Below are 15,740 nucleotides of genomic sequence, written 5' to 3' on the forward strand. Positions count from 1 at the left end.
GTCCAGAAAATGAACAAGCCGGAAAACGACGATGGCGGCCCGCGGGTGCTGCGGCGCGGGTTGCGGGTCCTGGGCGTGCTGCGCCGGGCGGGCGCGGCCGGCATGCATGTCACCGACATCGCGCGCGCCGCCGGCATGCAGCGTTCCACCGTGTACCGCTACCTGGATGTGCTGGCGCAGGAAGGCTATGCGCTGCGTGAGCCGGACGCGCCGCACTGGCGCATGGCGGAATTGGGCGTGATGCTGGCCGGCGATCCGCATGCCGAGGCGGTGCGCAGCCTGCGCCCGGTGCTGCGGCAGATCAGCGACGTGAGCGGCGATTCGGCGTTCCTGATCTGCCGCGCCGGCGGCGATTCGCTCTGCCTGCACCGCGAGGTGGGCAATTACCCGGTGCAGGTGCTGGCGGTGACGATCGGCCATCGCCAGCCGCTGGGGGTGGGCGCGGCCGGCCTGGCGCTGCTGGGCGCCTTGCCGACGGCCGAGGCCGACGAGGTGATCGCGCAGAACGAACAGGCCTTGCGCGCCTATGGCGGCATGACGGTGGCGCAGATGCGGCGGCTGGCGGAGAACACGCGTGACCGAGGGTGGGCGGTGGTGGGCAACGCCGCCGTGCCGGGGGTGTTGGGCGTGGGCGTGGCGCTGTGCGACGCTGGCGGTTACCCGCGGCTGGCGGTCAGCGTATCGAGCCTGATCGACCGCATGCAGGCGCCGCGCCAGCGCGCGATCGCCGAATTGATCCGCGGCCAGCTGGCGCAGGACGAGGTCAGGCGCCAGCGTTGGAGCCTGCCGGGCGCGGCGGACGAGGCGGATTGAGGGAACGCGCCGGCCCCGATCGCATCGAGGCCGGCGCTGCGCGTCAGGCCTGGGCCGGCGCCGGCGCGCGGTAGGTTTTCTGGTAATGCACGGTGAAGGTCTTGAACGCGTCCAGCGCCTTGCGCGGATCGTGGCCCGGCTTGACCAGGAAGCTGTCGAAGCCGACGCGCGCCTGGTAGTGGATGGTGTCGATCATCACGTCGCCAACGGCGCGCAGTTCGCCGGTCCACTGGTAGCGGGTGCGCAGCAGTTGCGCCAGCGAATAGCCGCGGCCGTCGGTGTAGACCGGGAAGTCTACCGCGATGAAGGCGATGCCGGCCGGGTCGAGCGTGCCGTCGGCTTCCAGCAGGTCGCGCAGGTCGGCGTCCGGCTCCAGCAGGATTGCGACCGGGTGGCGATGGCGGCGCAGCGTGGCGTGCGAGGCTTTCCAGGTGGCCAGCGGCACGATCCAGCCGGGCGCGTCGGCAGGCACCTGGCCTTCAGCGGCGACTTCCGGGTCGGGCACGAAGGGGCGCGCATCGTCGGCTTCGAGCCGGCCGTTGCGGATCAGGTGCGGGCCGGGGGCGTCGTGGGCATAGGGCTCAGACATGGGCGGCCTCCTGCGCCTGGGGTTTGGCGAAGGCCGGATCGGCGTACACGTCTTGCTTGAAGGGCTCGATGCCGACGCGGTCGACCACGTCGATGAAGCGTTCCTCCTCGCTGTCGCGCATGCCCAGGTAGGTGCGGATCAGGCGGTCGACCACGCCCGGCACCTGGTCGCGCGCGAACGAGGGGCCGATGATGCGGCCGATGGCCGCGCCGCCGCCGCGCGTCGATTCGATGTCGGGCAGCGGCTTGGCGGCGCCGTTCTGGCGCCCGCCGATGGTGACCTGGTACCACTCCTCGCCGGCCTTGTCCACGCCCAGGATGCCGATGTGGCCGACGTGGTGGTGGCCGCAGGAGTTGATGCAGCCGGAGATGTTCAGGTCCAGTTCACCGATCTCGAACAGGTAGTCGAGGTTGTCGAACTGGCGCTGGATGGCCTCGGCCACGGGGATCGACACGGCGTTGGCGAGCGCGCAGAAATCCCCGCCCGGACAGGCGATGATGTTGGTCAGCAGGCCGACGTTGGGCGTGGCCAGGTTCAGCGCTTCGAGCTTGCCCCACAGTTCGTGCAGGCGGGCGCGGCGCACGTCGGCCAGGATCAGGTTCTGCTCGTGCGACACGCGCAGTTCGCCGAAGCCGTATTCATCGGCCAGCGCGGCCACCGCGTCCATCTGGTCGGCGGTGATGTCGCCCGGCGGCACGCCGGTGGCCTTGAGCGAGACGGTGACGGCGGCATAGCCCGGCACCTTGTGGGCGTGCACGTTGGTGCGGAGCCAGCGCGCGAAACGTGGATCGGCCGCGGCCAGGGCGGCGGTGTTGTCGTTGTCATTGGTCGCGGCCGGATCGTATTGCGGCCAGACGAAGCGGGCGGCGATGGTGTCGACGAATTCCTGGGTGATGGTGTCCGGGCCGCCCTTGATCAGCTGCCACTGTTCATCGACCTGCTGCGCGTAGACTTCCGGCGTCAGGTCCTTCACCAGGATCTTGATGCGCGCTTTGTACTTGTTGTCGCGGCGGCCATGCAGGTTGTAGACGCGCAGCGCGGCCTGCAGGTAGGTCAGCAGGTCCTGCCACTGCACGAAGGGGTTGATCAGCTTGCCGACGATCGGCGTGCGGCCCATGCCGCCGCCGACCCAGACGCGAAAGCCCAGCTTGCCGTCGCGCTCGACCGCCTGCAGGCCGATGTCGTGCACGCCGACCGCGGCGCGGTCCTGCACGGCGCCGCTGACGGCAATCTTGAACTTGCGCGGCAGGAACGCGAATTCGGGGTGCAGCGTGGACCACTGGCGGATGATCTCGCACCACACCAGCGGGTCGATCAGTTCGTCCGGCGCAACGCCGGCGAAGTGGTCAGTGGTGGTGTTGCGGATACAGTTGCCGCTGGTCTGGATGGCGTGCATCTGCACCGTGGCCAGTTCGGCCAGGATGTCCGGCACGTCTTCCAGCCTGGGCCAATTGAACTGGATGTTCTGGCGCGTGCTGAAGTGGCCGTAGCCGCGGTCCCACTTGCGCGCGATGTGCGCCAGGGTGCGCAGCTGGCGCGAGGCCAGGATGCCGTAGGGGATGGCCACCCGCAGCATCGGCGCGTGGCGCTGGATGTACAGGCCGTTCTGCAGGCGCAGGACGCGGAATTCATCTTCGGTGAGCTGGCCGTCGAGAAAGCGGCGCGTCTGGTCGGCGAACTGCGCCACGCGCTGCTCGACGAGCTGCTGGTCGACGGGGTCATACACGTACATGTCTACTGCCCTTGAGGTCTTCTCGGTCTGGTCCCGGGAGCACGGTCCACCGCGGACGGGGACGGGGGATTCATAACCGTAACAGGCAGCCGTTGCGACCGTCTAAGTCATTCTGGTAATAACGGTATGCCCCCGCGGCGCCTACAGGGCCGCAGTGACCGCCCAGCGGGCCACCAGCACCAGGATTGCCACAAGGCAGGCGGCCATCAACAGGCCGGTGAGAATCAGCGGGGCGGGCTTGTTGTGGGCGATGTCGGCGTCGTAGCCACGGCCGCGGCGCACGCCGAAAAAGCCCCACAGGACGGATTTGACCGTGCGCAGGAAGCTGAGCATGGCGAAGGTCTCCTGACAGGGGATGGGACCACTGTAGCCGGCCCGGCGCGGCCGGGGCAGATGCAGTTTGGTCCCGCGCGACCGTATCAGATGGCGCCGCTCCCGGGCGTGCCGATGCCGCGCACGATGTGGTCCAGCAGTTCGCGCGCGGCCGGCGAAATATGGCGGCCGGCGCGGCTGAGCACGTGCAGGCTGCCCTGGTTGAGGATCGGGTTGGCCAGCGGCAGGCTGGCCAGGCGCATCGCGGCCATGTCGGCGGTGACGGCGATGGGAGGCGTCAGGGCGTAACCGATGCCGGTGGCGGCGAACTGCCACAGCGCTTTGAACGAGGAGGTGGTCAGCACGTTGCGCAGGCGCACTTGTTCGCTGATCTCGGCGGCCTGGATATGCTGGCGCACGCCGAAGCCTTCCTGCATCGAGGCGCCGGGATACTCGACCAGGTCGGTCAGCAGCAGCGGCCGTTGCAGGCGCGTCAGCGGATGGTCCTGGCGCACGATGGCGCGGATCGGCTCCGGCCGCGAGTAGTGCGTGCGCAGCCGGGCGTCGTTGGGCGGCTGGAACACCAGTCCGATATAGGCCAGGTCGTCGACGATGCGCTGCACGATCTCCGAGGTGCGGGCCACGTCGATGTCCAGCGTCACCTCGGGATGGTGGCGCCAATAGCCGGGCAGCACCTGGTCGAACATCATTTCGACGAAGCCCTCGCCCAGCACCAGGTCGATGTGGCCGCGTTCGGCCTTGCGCAGGCTGTCGATTTCCGAGAAGAAGCTTTCCTGGATGTTCTGCTGGCGCTTGACGTAGCGCGCCAGGATGTGGCCGGCGTCGGTCGGCACCACCCCGCGGCCGCGCCGCTCGAACAGGGCCATGCCGCAGTCGCGTTCCAGCGCGGCAATGGCGCGGCTGACGGCGGACGGATCCATGTTCAGCACTTCGGCGGCGCCGCGCACCGAACCCCGGCTCATGACCTGCATGAAGTAATGGGTGCGGCGGGCGTCGAGTTTTTCGTCCATGGCGGTGGCTCCGTGGCGCAGAAGCGTCGATTCGGCTTGCAATAGATAAAGGGTTTACCCTGGTGGACGGTCGGTTCTTGCAAAAAATTCCCCGTCCAGGGGCATCTGTTGCATTTTACGCAACACATTAGCCCCAGCGCTGTCATGGTTGGCGCGCCGGCCCCCGGGCGAAAATCGCCGCTGCCGCCCGCCCGCCCGCGCCGCGAGCCGTCCCGCACTGGCCCTGCCGCCGGAGGCGGCCGCCGTGGATGCGACGAGAGGGCCGCGCCTAATACCTATTCACGCACTCAGGGGAATCCGATGTCTCATGCCAGCGCCAGCCTGGCCATGCCCGCCATGTCGTTGTCCAGCCGCATCCGCATGCTTGTCGCCATCTTGCTGGTGGTACTCGTGTCCGAAGCGATAGGCAGCGCCACCTTCGCGGTGGGCCCGGGCAAGATCGTTCTGCAACCCATGCTCTGGGCCATCTTCATCGGCGCGGTGGTGGCCGCCGTCGGTCAGCGCATGCCGGCCGGCGCTGGCATCGACACCGCCATGCAGACCCGCATCAGCGGCTACCTGCAATACGCGCTGCTGCCGTTCCTGGCCAAGCTGGGCCTGATGGTCGGCGGTTCGCTGCCGCAGGTGCGCGAGGCCGGCTGGGCGCTGGTGTTCCAGGAATTCGGCCACTTCTTCGGCACCATGGCCATCGGCCTGCCGCTGGCGCTGCTGTTGGGCATCAAGCGCGAAGCCATTGGCGCGACGTTCTCGGTGGGCCGCGAGCCCAGCCTGGCGATCATCGGCGAGCGCTACGGCATGAATTCGCCCGAAGGCCGTGGCGTGATGGCCGAGTACATCACCGGCACCGTGATCGGCGCGCTGTTCGTGGCGCTGATGGCCGGCTTCATCACCAGCCTGAACATCTTCGACCCGCGTTCGCTCGCCATGGGCGCCGGCGTGGGCTCGGGCAGCATGATGGCCGCTGGCGTGGGCGCGATCGCTTCGCAGCAGACGCCGGAAGTGGCGCACCAGGTGGCCGCGCTGGCCGCCGCCGCCAACCTGCTGACCACGGTGGTGGGCGTGTACTTCACGCTGTTCATTTCGCTGCCGACCACGGTCTTCCTGTATGGCAAGCTGGAGCCGGTGCTGGGCCGCTTCACGCGCGGCAAGGCCGACGCCGCCGCCGAGCCTTCGGCGGCGACCGATGCGCCGTCGCACGCGGTGAAGATGGGTTTCGGCGACCGCCTGACGGCCTATGCCGTGTGCGGCCTGTTCGCGCTGGTTGGCAACCAGTTCGGCTACAAGGTGCCGATCCTGGACGCGCTGCCCGGCATGCTCATCATCATCCTGCTGGTCGTCATTGCCGACCTGCTGCTGCGCGTGGTGCCCAAGTTGCCGGCCGTGGCGGTGCTGTCGCTGATCGCGATGACCGTGGGCTGCCCTGGCGTGGTGCCGTATTCGGACCAGATCATCGCCGCCGTCAACAAGGTGAACTTCCTGCCGTTCACCACGGTGATCCTGGCGATGGCCGGCCTGTCGATCCTGAAGGACCTGCCGGCCTTCCGCAAGCTGGGTTGGAAGATCGTGGTGGTGTCGCTGGCGGCCAACGCCGGCACCTTCATGGGCGCGACGATGATCGCCGAGTTCTTCCACTGATCGGATGTCGCCGTCCGTCCAGCAAAAAGCCGCCCGTCTGGGCGGCTTTTTCATGGGATCGCGGCGGTGACGCAGCGTGCCGGATGCGCTTGCACGCCTGACCGGCGTATGCCGGCGCGGTTCAGGTGCGGGCGTTGGGCCGGTAGCGCGCGTTGTCGGTAGCGTTCTCGGTCGGGCCGATGTTCTCGACCTTGGGAATGCCGAGGCCGGCGGCTTTCATGGCCACGGCGGTCTGCAGTTCCTGCACCTGCGGATTGCCCATGGCCACGCGGTAGGGTTGCAGCGGCGTCAGGCCCTCGATGGTGCCAAGGTCGTTGGCGGTGTCCGCGCGCAGCGCCACCGGGTCGGGGCGCGCCGAGAATTCATCGACGGCGCGGCGCAGGCGGGCATCGGCGTACAGGTCGCGCAACCGGTCGACGTTGACGGCGGGGGGCGCGGCGGCCGCGAGGGCAGCCGCGTGGGATGGCGTGTTTGTGACGGCGCGGGTCGCATCGGCGTCATCCGCCCGCGGCGAAGCGGCGGTGCGGGCGATGCGCTGGGCCTGCCAGGCGGCCTGGGCCTGCGCGCTGCGTTGCGCTTGGCGCGCGGCGGCGTTGCGGGCAGCCCATTCGGCCTCCCAGACGGGGCGGGTGTCGTCCAGCAGCGGAATGCGCGCGGCATACGGCGGGTCGACGCGGGCGATGGGGGAGACGGCGGTCACGTTCATGCGTGGGCTCCCTGTCTGTGGGGTCTACCAGTTGGTCCGGCGGGGACTTCGAAAGTTCAATATAGACGGCGGCGGGCGGGACGGTATGTCGATCTGTAAGAAAAAAAAGCCCCTGGCAAGCGCCAGGGGCGAGCGGCGGGTCCAAGCGGGCGCGCCGTACCGGACGGCCGTTGCGCCTGGAGCCCGGCGGGATCTCCAGGCCTGGCGGCCACCCAAACCGGAGCGGGTCAGGCGGGCGGCAGCGTGGCCTGCATCGAGGGGCGCTGGTTGAACGTCTTGAACCAGGCGGCGACGGCGGGGTGGCCGGCGCGCCAGTCGAAATCGGGATAGCGGAAGTCCAGGTAACCCAGGGCGCAGCCGATGGTGATGGTGCCGATGTCGAGGCGGCCTTCGAGGCTGGCGGCGGTTTTTTCCAGCAGCGCCAGGCCGTCGCGCACCTTGCCCATCTGGCCTTCGTACCAGCCGTCCCAGCGCAGCGGCTCGGGCCGCAGCGCGGTTTCGTAGCGCGCCAGCAGCGCCGCGCCCAGCATGCCGTCGCCCAGCGATTGCTCGGTCAGCGCGTGCCAGCGGGCGGCGCCGGCCGGGAACAGCGCGCCTTTGCCCAGGTCGTTCAGGTATTCGCAGATGACGCGGCTGTCGAACAGGCGCTGGCCGTCGTCGGTGATCAGCGTCGGCACCTGGCCCAGCGGGTTGTCGGGGATGATGGTCTGGTCGCGCGCCACGGGGCCGGCGGCGCTGGGCAGCTTTTCGATGCGGTCGGCCAGCCCCAGCTCATGGGCGATGACCATGCATTTGCGCACGAAGGGCGAGGCGGGCGAGAAGTAGATCTTCATGGGAGTCCTTGTCAGGGTGGAGCGTCAGTGTTGGCCATGAGCCAGATGTTGTCCAGCGACCCAGCCGAACGTCAGCGCGGGTCCGAGCGTGATGCCGGGCGCGGGGTAGGCGCCGCCCATGACCGAGTGCATGTCGTTGCCGGCCACGTACAGGCCGGCGATGACCTGGCCCGTGGCATCCAGGGCCTGCGCGTTGCCGTTGGCGGCGATGCCGCAGGCGGTGCCGATGTCGCCGGCATAGACTTTGACCGCGTAGTAGGGACCGGCGCCGAGCGGCGCCAGGCAGGGGTTGGGTTGGTGTTCCGGGTCGCCCAGGTAGCGGTTGTAGGCGGTGCCGCCCTTGCCGAAGTCGGGGTCCTGCCCCTGCGCCGCGTGTTCGTTGTAGCGCGCCACGGTGGCGCGCAGCGCGTCGGCCGGCACGCCCAGCTTCTGCGCCAGTGCTTCCAGCGTTGGCGCCTGCAACAGGTAGCCAGCGTCGATCAGGTGCTGGCGCGGGCGTCCGCCCGGCAGCGCCAGGCCGAGGCCCCAGGTGTCGATGAAGCGCTGATCGCACAGCAGGAAGGCGGGCACTGTCGGCGCCTGTTCGTGGCTGCGGTACATGGCCTGCACGAAGGCGTGGTACGAGGTCGATTCGTTGACGAAGCGGCGGCCGGCGCCGTTGACGGCGATCAGTCCCGGCTTGGCGCGGTCCCATACCAGGTGGGGGTAATGCAGCCGCTTGCCGCCGGGCTGCTCCAGGATCGAGACTGGGGCCCAGAAGGCGGGGCTGGAATAGCCCTGGCCCAGCGTCGCGCCGGCGGCTTCGGCCAGGCGGATGCCGTCGCCGGTGTTGTCGCGCGGCGCCATCGACCAGTCGCCGGTGGGATGCGGGTAGGTCTGGCGACGGCGGGCGGAATCCCAGGGAAAGCCGCCGGTGGCCAGCACCACGCCGCGGCGCGCGCGGATGTTCAGGCGCCGGCCTTGGTGTTCGACGGTGGCGCCCAGCACCGCGCCGCCAGCGTCGCGCAGCAGGGCCAGCGCCGGCGTGTTGAGCCAGTACGGCACCTGGCGCGCCAGCATGGCGTGGAACAGCTGCGCGGCCAACGCGTTGCCCAGCAGCAGGCGGGTGCCGCGGTGATAACCGCGCAGGCGGTCGGCGCCGTAGCGCAGCACCAGCTTCATGGCATGGCGCCAGGACGCAAACGCGCGGGTGGCGCGCAGCAGATGGCGCACGTCGGTGATGCTGACCATCATGCCGCCCAGCACCGTGAATTCCTTGAGCGGATCGCGCAGCGTCTTGAAATGGCGGCCCAGTTTGCGGCCGTCGAATTCCACCGGGTCGAGCGAGCGGCCGCCCATGGCCGCGCCGGGCCGGTCGGGGTAATAGTCGGGCGAGGCGGTGCGCGCGGCCACTTGCAGGAAGCCGCGCGCGACCAGGTCGTCCAGCATGCGCGGGCCGGCCTCCAGGTAGGCGCGCTTCATGGCGTCGGCAGCGCCGTCGCCGACGGTCTCCGTCAGATAGGTCCAAACCTTGTCGAAGCTGTCCGGATGGCCGGCGGCCTCGGTCTGGGCGTTCAACGGTATCCACAGCGCGCCGCCGGAAATGGCGGTCGAGCCGCCGATGCGGCCGGTCTTCTCGATGAGCAGCACGTCCAGCCCCGCCACGCTGGCGGTCAGCGCGGCGCTCATGCCGCCCGCGCCCGAGCCGACCACGAGCGCGTCGACTTCCTTGTCCCACTTGATGCTGTCCATGCTGCCTATGCTCCCGACCCGCCCAGCGACTTGCCGCCGTCCACGAAAATCACCTGGCCGGTGATGAAGTCCATTTGCGGCGAGGCCAGGAACGCCACCGCGTTGGCCACGTCCTGCGGCCGGCCAGCGCGGCCGGTGGGCTGCAGCGCCAGCTGGGCGGCCAGGCGCTCGGCGCTCAGGTTGCGCAGCAGCGGCGTGTCGATCAGGCCGGGGGCGATGGCGTTGACCAGGATGCCGCGCGGCGCCAGTTCCATGGCCGAGGCGCGGGTGTAGCCCACCAGCGCGGCCTTCGAGGCCACGTAATGGGGATGATTGCGGGCGCCCAGGTAGGCGCGCGAGGCGATGTTGACGATCCTGCCGCCGGCGGGCATGTCGCGCGCGGCCTCCTGCGTCAGCGTGGCCACCGCCAGCAGGTTGACGTCGTACATGCGGCGGTAGTCGTCGCTGGTGACGTCAAAGAACTTGCGCTCGTCGAACAGGCCGGCGTTGTTGACCAGCGCCGCCAGCGGCGCCAGTTCGCGCGCCAGGGCGCGGGTGGCGTGCTCGTCGGCCAGGTCGACCACGCGGTAGTCCACGTCCAGGCCTTGCGCGCGCAGCGCCTGGGTTTCCTGGTCGGCCAGGGCCGCGTTGCGGTCGGCCATGACGACGCGAAAGCCATCGCGCGCCAGCCGTTCGACGATCGCCAGGCCCATGCCGCTGGCGCCGCCGGTGACCAGCGCGGTGCCGGGGGAGGTGAGAGGTTCCATTTCGATTCCTATACGGCCAGGTAGCCGCCGTCCACCGGCAGCACCACGCCATTGACGTAGCTGGCCATGTCCGAGGCCAGGAACAGCACGGGGCCGACGATTTCGTCGGCGCGTCCGGTTCGCGCCATCGGCGCGCGCCGCAGGTACCAGTCGGTGCCGTGGGCCTGGGCGCGCTGGCCGGCGGTCATCTCGGTTTCCATCAGGCCGGGGGCGACGGCGTTGACGCGCACGCCGTGCGGCGCCAGGTCGCGCGCCAGCACTTCGGTGAATGAGCGCACGCCGCCCTTGGACACCACGTAGCCGGCGGTCGAGATGCCGCAGCCATAGGCCACGATCGAGCACAGGTTGACGATGGCGCCGCGGCTGGCCTTGAGCTGTTCGACGAAGGCGTGGGTGACGTTGAAGGTGCCTTGCAGGTTCACGTTCATCACGCGTTCCCAGATCTGCGGGGTCTGGGGATCGTCGAACGGCGCGCGCGCCGAGATGCCGGCATTGTTGACCAGCACGTCGAGGGCGCCGTGGCGCGCTTCGCATTCGGCGGCGAAGGCGCGCACTGCCTGCGCATCGGTCACGTCCAGCGCGGCATCGACGGCGCGGCCGCCCGCCGTGGCGATGGCCTGGGCGCTGGCGCGCGCCAGCGCGGGGTCGAGGTCGGCCACGATCACCGTGGCGCCTTCGCGGGCGAAGCCCTGCGCGATGGTGGCGCCCAGGCCGCGGCCGGCGCCGGTGACGAGAACCCGCTTGTCTTGCATCATGCCCATGGTGTTCTCCCTAGCCGCCCAGGTAGGCGCGCTGCACGCCTGCGTCGCTGGCCAGCGCGGCCGATGCGCCTTCCAGCGCGATCTCGCCGTTCTCCAGGATGTAGGCGTAGCTGGACACGGACAGCGCCAGCTTCACGTTCTGTTCCACCAGCAGGATGGTGATGCCTTGCTCGCGGTTCAGGCGCAGCACGATGTCGAAGATCTGTTCCACCACCAGCGGCGACAGGCCCATGGACGGTTCATCCAGCAGGATCATGCGCGGGCGCGCCATCATGGCGCGCCCGGTGGCCAGCATCTGCTGCTCGCCGCCCGAGAGCGTGGCGGCCTTCTGTTCGAAGCGCTCGCGCAGGCGCGGGAAGGTGTCGCAGACCATGTCCAGGTCGGTCTTGACCGCCTGGCGGTCCTGGCGCAGGTAGGCGCCCATCTCCAGGTTCTCGCGCACGCTCATTTCACGGAAGATCTCGCGGCCTTCGGGCACTTGCACGATGCCGCGGCCGACGATGGCGTCGGCGGACTGGCGGTGGATGGCCTCGCCGGCAAAGCGCACGCTGCCGGCGGTGGGCGTCACCAGCCGCGAGATCACGTTGAGCGTGGTGGACTTGCCGGCGCCGTTGGCGCCCAGCAACGCGACGATGGCGCCTTGCGGCACTGTCAGCGAGACATCCTGCAGGGCGCGGATGTTGCCGTAGGCGGCGCTGACCGATTCGACTTCAAGCAGGTTTTCAGCCACCGGCGGCTCCCTTGCCCAGATAGGCTTCGATGACGCGGGGGTTGCTGCGCACCTCCGCGGGCGTGCCTTCGGCGATCTTCTCGCCGAACGACATGACGGTGATGCGATCCGAGATCGACATCACCAGCTGCATCACGTGTTCGACCAGCAGCACCGTGATGCCGTCACGCTGGCACAGTTCGGTCAGGATGCGGTCGAGCGTCTCGATTTCTCGGTTGCGCAGGCCGGCGGCGGGCTCGTCCAGCAACAGCAGTTTGGGCGAGATGGCCAGGGCGCGCGCCAGCTCCAGCATCTTCTGGCGGCCGAAGTCCAGGCTGCACGCCGGTGTGTCGAGGAAGTCGGCCAGGCCGACGCGCTCCAGCAGGTGTTCGACGCGCTCGCGCGCCTCGGCATTGGCCGGGCGCAGCAGGCGCGCGGCCGTGTTGGCGCCGTTGGCATAGGTGCCCAGCAAGGCGTTCTCGCGCACGCTCAGGGCGCTGAACAGCTCCAGGTTCTGGAAGGTGCGGGCCACGCCCAGCGCGGCCATCTCGTGCGGCTTCTTTTTCGTGATGTCGACGCCGTCGAAAACGATGCGGCCCTGGGTCGGCCGGTAGTAGCGCGAGACGCAGTTGAAGGTGGTGGACTTGCCGGCGCCGTTGGGGCCGATCAGCGCATGGATGCGGCCGCGCTCGACCTGCATCGACAGGCCGTTGATGGCGGTCAGGCCGCCGAACTTCACCGTCAGGTCCTGGACGTCGAGATAGGGGTGGGCGCTCATGCGGCGCTCCTTTGCGTCGGTTTGGCGGCGGCGTCCTGGCGCGCGGGCAACGGCGCGGCCGGGGGCGGCGCGCGGCGGCGGGCCTCGCGGCCGGCGAACAGGCCCTTGGGCGCGAACATCATGAAGCCCATCAGAATCACGCCGTAGATGATTTCCTGGAACGACAGCGCCTGGCGCAGCAGTTCCGAGATCAGGCCGAAGCCGATCGCGCCGGCGATGGCGCCGCGCACCGAGCCGATGCCGCCCACCACCACCATGGTCAGGATCAGGATGGTGGTCTGGAAGCCCAGGCTTTCCGGGTGGATGAACGAGGCGAAGGTGGTGTACATGCCGCCGGCGATGCCGGCGTAGGCGGCCGACAGCGTGAAGGCGGTGCGCTTGATGGCATTGACGTTCACGCCCATGGCTTGCGCCGCCACGTCGCTCTCGCGCACGGCGCGAAAGGCCGAGCCCAGCTGCGAGCGCGACAGCGCCACGGTGGTCCACAGCAGCAGCGCGGCGATCGCGACCACGAAGGGGTAGGCCTTGATGTCGGACACCAGTTCATAGCCGAACAGCGTGGCCGGCGAGATGCGAAAACCGTTCGAGCCGTTGGTCACCGACTGCCAGTTCAGGAACACCCATTGCATTGCCTCGCCGAAGGCAAAGGTCGACAGCGCCAGGTAGATGTCGCGCATGCGCAGCGCCAGGGCGCCGATGACGTAGCCGAGCAGCGCGGCCAGCAGTCCACCCGCCACGATCGAGACGAAGAAGGGCGGATGCCACAGGTTGTTGATCAGCCCGGCGGTATAGATGCCGACGCCGTAGAACGCGGCGTGCGACAGCGCGAACTGCCCGGTCTCGCCGATGACGATATGCAGGCCCAGGGCCAGCACCACGAACACCATCAGCAGGTTGACGACATAGATCACGTAGCCGCTGGCCATGAACGGCAGGGCCGCCAGCACCACGGCCATCAGCGCCAGCACGGCGCGGTCGGTCTTGGATTTCATACTTTTTTCACCTGCAGTTTGCCGCCCAGCAGGCCTTGCGGGCGCAGCAGCAGCACCACCATGATGGCGACGAAGGGCGCCACGACGATGGCGTTGGTCGAAATGAACAGGCCCACCAGGTTCTCGGCCACGCCGATCACGAAGCCGCCGACCACCGCGCCGGGCAGGCTGGTGATGCCGCCGACGATGGCGGCCGCGTAGGCCAGGATGGCGATGTGGCCGATGTCCGGCGTGATCAGGATCTTGGGCGTGATGAGCAGCGCGGCCACGGCCGAGATCAGCCCGGACAGCGCCCACACCATCATGCGGATGCGCGTCAGGTTCACGCCCACCAGGCGCGCGGCCTTGGGGTTCATGCCGACGGCGCGCATGGCCTTGCCCACGCGGGTATGGGTGAACATCGCGTACAGCAGCAGCATCACGGCCACGGCCACGGCGAAGATCACCAGGTCCAGCTGTGTCAGCACCGCGTCGCCGATGAGGATGGCGTCGGTGGGGGCGAGCGGCGGCAGCGAGCGCGGCGTGTCGCCCAGCCCGCTCTGGCGCACCAGCCCCTTCAGGGCGTAGGCCAGGCCCAGCGTGGCGATCACCATCTGCACGCCCACGCCCTTGGAGGCGATGACGCGCTCCATCACCACGCGCTGGAACAGGCCGGAGACCACGGCCACCAGGGCCAGCGTCACCGGAATGACCACCAGGTAGGGCCAGCCCATCACCAGGGTCAGGAACAGGGCGATGTAGCCCCCGACCATGAAGATCTCGCCCTGGGCGAAATTGGGCACGTCGGTGGTCTTGAAGATAATGACGACGGCGACCGCCAGCAGCGCGTACACGCTGCCCGTCACCAGTCCCGACAGCACCCCCTGCTGCAGGAACAACCAGATATCGGCAAAGCTCATGATGGTCTCCGGCGGTCCGCGCGGCGCTGCGCCGCGGCGCGGACCGGGTGTGCTGTCCCGCAGATACGCCCGCACGAAATCCACCCCTTGACGCCATGGCGTCGTTGCAAATCCTCGCGCTACCTACGGGTAGCACTGCGGTTTGCGCCTAGCCCTGACGCCAATGGATGAATTTCGTCATGCGCACGTATCTACGGGACAGCACACTGCCTGTGGCGGCGGTTACGGTTGGTACTGCCAGACGCTCTTGAAGGCGCCCGGCACGAGCGACATGTTGCTGCCGTCGAACTTGATGTAGATGGCCGACTCCTGCGCGGCGCGGTCGTTCGGGCCGAATTCGATCGGGCCGGCCATGACGCCGGAATCGAACTTCATGGTCTCCAGCGCGGCCAGCACCTTCTCGCGGGTGGGCTGCGGGCCGGCGGCCTTGAGCGCGTTGGCCACCGCCATCGCCGACGGCAGCCCGTAGGGCATATAGGTCTGCGGATGGCCGGGCTTGGCGGCCAGGTCCGGATAGGCCTGTTTGTACATGTCGTAGACCCAGCTCAGCTTGGCGCCGCCAGGCATGTCGCTCAATACTTCCTGGATGTAGACGTTCTTGAAGGCGTCCTTGTTGCCGACGTTCTCGACCAGTTGCTTCAGGTCGGCGGTGCCGTTGACGGCCAGCACGATGGGCTTGTTCCAGCCCAGTTCCTGCGCCTTCTTGATGATCAGCGCGGCGGGCCGCGCGTAGGTGGTCAGCAGCAGCACGTCGGGGTTGCCGGCGCGGATCTTCAGCATCGGCGCGGTAACGTCGGTGATGTTGGGATTGACCGACTGCACCTGCAGGCTCACGCCGCCCAGGTGCTTGGCCTGGGCCTGGGCGGCCTCCAGGTTCCAGCCGCCGTAGGCGTCGTCGTGATTGATGTAGCCGATCTTCTTGCCCTTGAGGTGCTCGGCGGCGAACTGCACCATCGAGCCGCCCACGGCGTGTTGCGAGATCGAGAAGGCGCCGTAGATGTACTTGGACGGCGGGTACAGCGCGCCGTCGCCGGAGGCGTTGAGCATGACCAGCGGCACCTTCTCGCGCTCGACGTATTCGCGCGCGGCCACGACGGCGGCCGAGCATGAGCCGCCGTTCAGCAGGAACACCTTGTCCTGCTCGGTCAGCTTCTTGACCGCGGCCACCAGGTCGTTGGCGTTGCAGCGGTCGTCCTCGATCACCAGTTCGATCTGGCGGCCGTTGATGCCGCCTTCCTTGTTGACCTTGGCGTACCACATCTTGGCAGCGTTGAGCACGTCGAAGCCATAGGCCATGCCGCTGCCCGAGAGCGGGGCGAACAGGCCGATCCTGATGGTCTTGTCGGTGATGCCGGGTTCCTGCTGGGCCTGGGCGGAGGCGCCCAGGGCGAGGGCGCATAGCGCGGCAGCCGCATGGCGGCGAAGGTGCTTCATGGTTTGTCTCCCGTTTTATGTGTGCGCGCCTTTATCCAT

General features: G+C 68.8%; 16 protein-coding genes. 2 read left to right on the top strand and 14 right to left on the bottom strand.

Annotation, left to right across the window (positions count from 1 at the left end):
• Nucleotides 1-9 precede the first annotated feature (9 nt).
• On the top strand, nt 10-813 hold the full coding sequence (locus K2W61_RS10670) for an IclR family transcriptional regulator (protein WP_175132770.1): 804 nt from the start codon (nt 10-12) through the stop codon (nt 811-813).
• Between the two features lie 43 nt (nt 814-856).
• On the opposite strand, the gene K2W61_RS10675 is transcribed toward K2W61_RS10670, so the two are convergent.
• From K2W61_RS10675 to K2W61_RS10690, 4 genes are all read right to left on the bottom strand, one after another.
• Nucleotides 857-1,402 (bottom strand): DUF934 domain-containing protein, encoded by a 546-nt coding sequence (locus K2W61_RS10675; protein WP_175132769.1) that lies wholly within the window; start codon nt 1,400-1,402, stop codon nt 857-859.
• On the bottom strand, nt 1,395-3,134 hold the full coding sequence (locus K2W61_RS10680) for a nitrite/sulfite reductase (RefSeq protein WP_236755572.1): 1,740 nt from the start codon (nt 3,132-3,134) through the stop codon (nt 1,395-1,397). Before K2W61_RS10680 ends, K2W61_RS10675 begins: the two co-directional genes overlap by 8 nt.
• Nucleotides 3,135-3,275: 141 nt before the next feature.
• A complete protein-coding gene (locus K2W61_RS10685) occupies nt 3,276-3,467 on the bottom strand; it encodes a DUF2970 domain-containing protein (RefSeq protein WP_175132767.1) in 192 nt (63 codons plus the stop codon).
• A gap of 86 nt (nt 3,468-3,553) precedes the next feature.
• The gene (locus tag K2W61_RS10690; protein WP_175132766.1) at nt 3,554-4,477 is read right to left on the bottom strand and encodes a LysR family transcriptional regulator; all 924 of its coding nucleotides are present in this window, start codon (nt 4,475-4,477) and stop codon (nt 3,554-3,556) included.
• 300 nt (nt 4,478-4,777) lie between these two features.
• Here K2W61_RS10690 and K2W61_RS10695 point away from each other — a divergent pair, with 300 nt between their 5' ends.
• The gene (locus tag K2W61_RS10695) at nt 4,778-6,112 is read left to right on the top strand and encodes a DUF3100 domain-containing protein (protein WP_175132765.1); all 1,335 of its coding nucleotides are present in this window, start codon (nt 4,778-4,780) and stop codon (nt 6,110-6,112) included.
• A gap of 121 nt (nt 6,113-6,233) precedes the next feature.
• Here K2W61_RS10695 and K2W61_RS10700 read toward each other — a convergent pair whose 3' ends face one another.
• The 10 genes from K2W61_RS10700 to K2W61_RS10745 form a co-directional block, all read right to left on the bottom strand.
• Nucleotides 6,234-6,818, bottom strand: coding sequence for a hypothetical protein (locus tag K2W61_RS10700; RefSeq protein WP_236755574.1), 585 nt, complete (start codon nt 6,816-6,818; stop codon nt 6,234-6,236).
• 227 nt (nt 6,819-7,045) lie between these two features.
• Nucleotides 7,046-7,651: a glutathione S-transferase gene (locus K2W61_RS10705; protein ID WP_236755575.1), complete on the bottom strand. Its 606-nt coding sequence runs from the start codon at nt 7,649-7,651 to the stop codon at nt 7,046-7,048.
• A 24-nt stretch (nt 7,652-7,675) separates the two neighbouring features.
• Complete coding sequence (locus tag K2W61_RS10710) at nt 7,676-9,382, bottom strand: FAD-dependent oxidoreductase (protein ID WP_236755576.1); 1,707 nt, start codon at nt 9,380-9,382, stop codon at nt 7,676-7,678.
• Nucleotides 9,383-9,387: 5 nt separating this feature from the next.
• Nucleotides 9,388-10,128, bottom strand: coding sequence for an SDR family NAD(P)-dependent oxidoreductase (locus K2W61_RS10715; protein WP_236755577.1), 741 nt, complete (start codon nt 10,126-10,128; stop codon nt 9,388-9,390).
• A gap of 8 nt (nt 10,129-10,136) precedes the next feature.
• Entirely contained in the window at nt 10,137-10,889 is a 753-nt protein-coding gene (locus K2W61_RS10720; RefSeq protein ID WP_175132759.1) for an SDR family NAD(P)-dependent oxidoreductase, read from the bottom strand.
• 10 nt (nt 10,890-10,899) lie between these two features.
• Entirely contained in the window at nt 10,900-11,619 is a 720-nt protein-coding gene (locus K2W61_RS10725) for an ABC transporter ATP-binding protein (protein WP_175141254.1), read from the bottom strand.
• The gene (locus K2W61_RS10730) at nt 11,612-12,376 is read right to left on the bottom strand and encodes an ABC transporter ATP-binding protein (protein ID WP_236755578.1); all 765 of its coding nucleotides are present in this window, start codon (nt 12,374-12,376) and stop codon (nt 11,612-11,614) included. The genes K2W61_RS10725 and K2W61_RS10730 overlap by 8 nt, the downstream gene beginning before the upstream one ends.
• The gene (locus tag K2W61_RS10735; RefSeq protein WP_236755579.1) at nt 12,373-13,368 is read right to left on the bottom strand and encodes a branched-chain amino acid ABC transporter permease; all 996 of its coding nucleotides are present in this window, start codon (nt 13,366-13,368) and stop codon (nt 12,373-12,375) included. The genes K2W61_RS10730 and K2W61_RS10735 overlap by 4 nt, the downstream gene beginning before the upstream one ends.
• The gene (locus K2W61_RS10740) at nt 13,365-14,267 is read right to left on the bottom strand and encodes a branched-chain amino acid ABC transporter permease (RefSeq protein ID WP_175132755.1); all 903 of its coding nucleotides are present in this window, start codon (nt 14,265-14,267) and stop codon (nt 13,365-13,367) included. Before K2W61_RS10740 ends, K2W61_RS10735 begins: the two co-directional genes overlap by 4 nt.
• A 222-nt stretch (nt 14,268-14,489) precedes the next feature.
• Nucleotides 14,490-15,701 carry an ABC transporter substrate-binding protein gene (locus tag K2W61_RS10745; protein ID WP_236755580.1) on the bottom strand — a complete coding sequence of 404 codons (1,212 nt, stop codon included), beginning with the start codon at nt 15,699-15,701 and terminating at the stop codon, nt 14,490-14,492.
• Between the last annotated feature and the right edge of the window lie 39 nt (nt 15,702-15,740).

The sequence above is a fragment of the Achromobacter pulmonis genome, assembly GCF_021733725.1.
GTDB lineage: Bacteria > Pseudomonadota > Gammaproteobacteria > Burkholderiales > Burkholderiaceae_B > Achromobacter > Achromobacter pulmonis.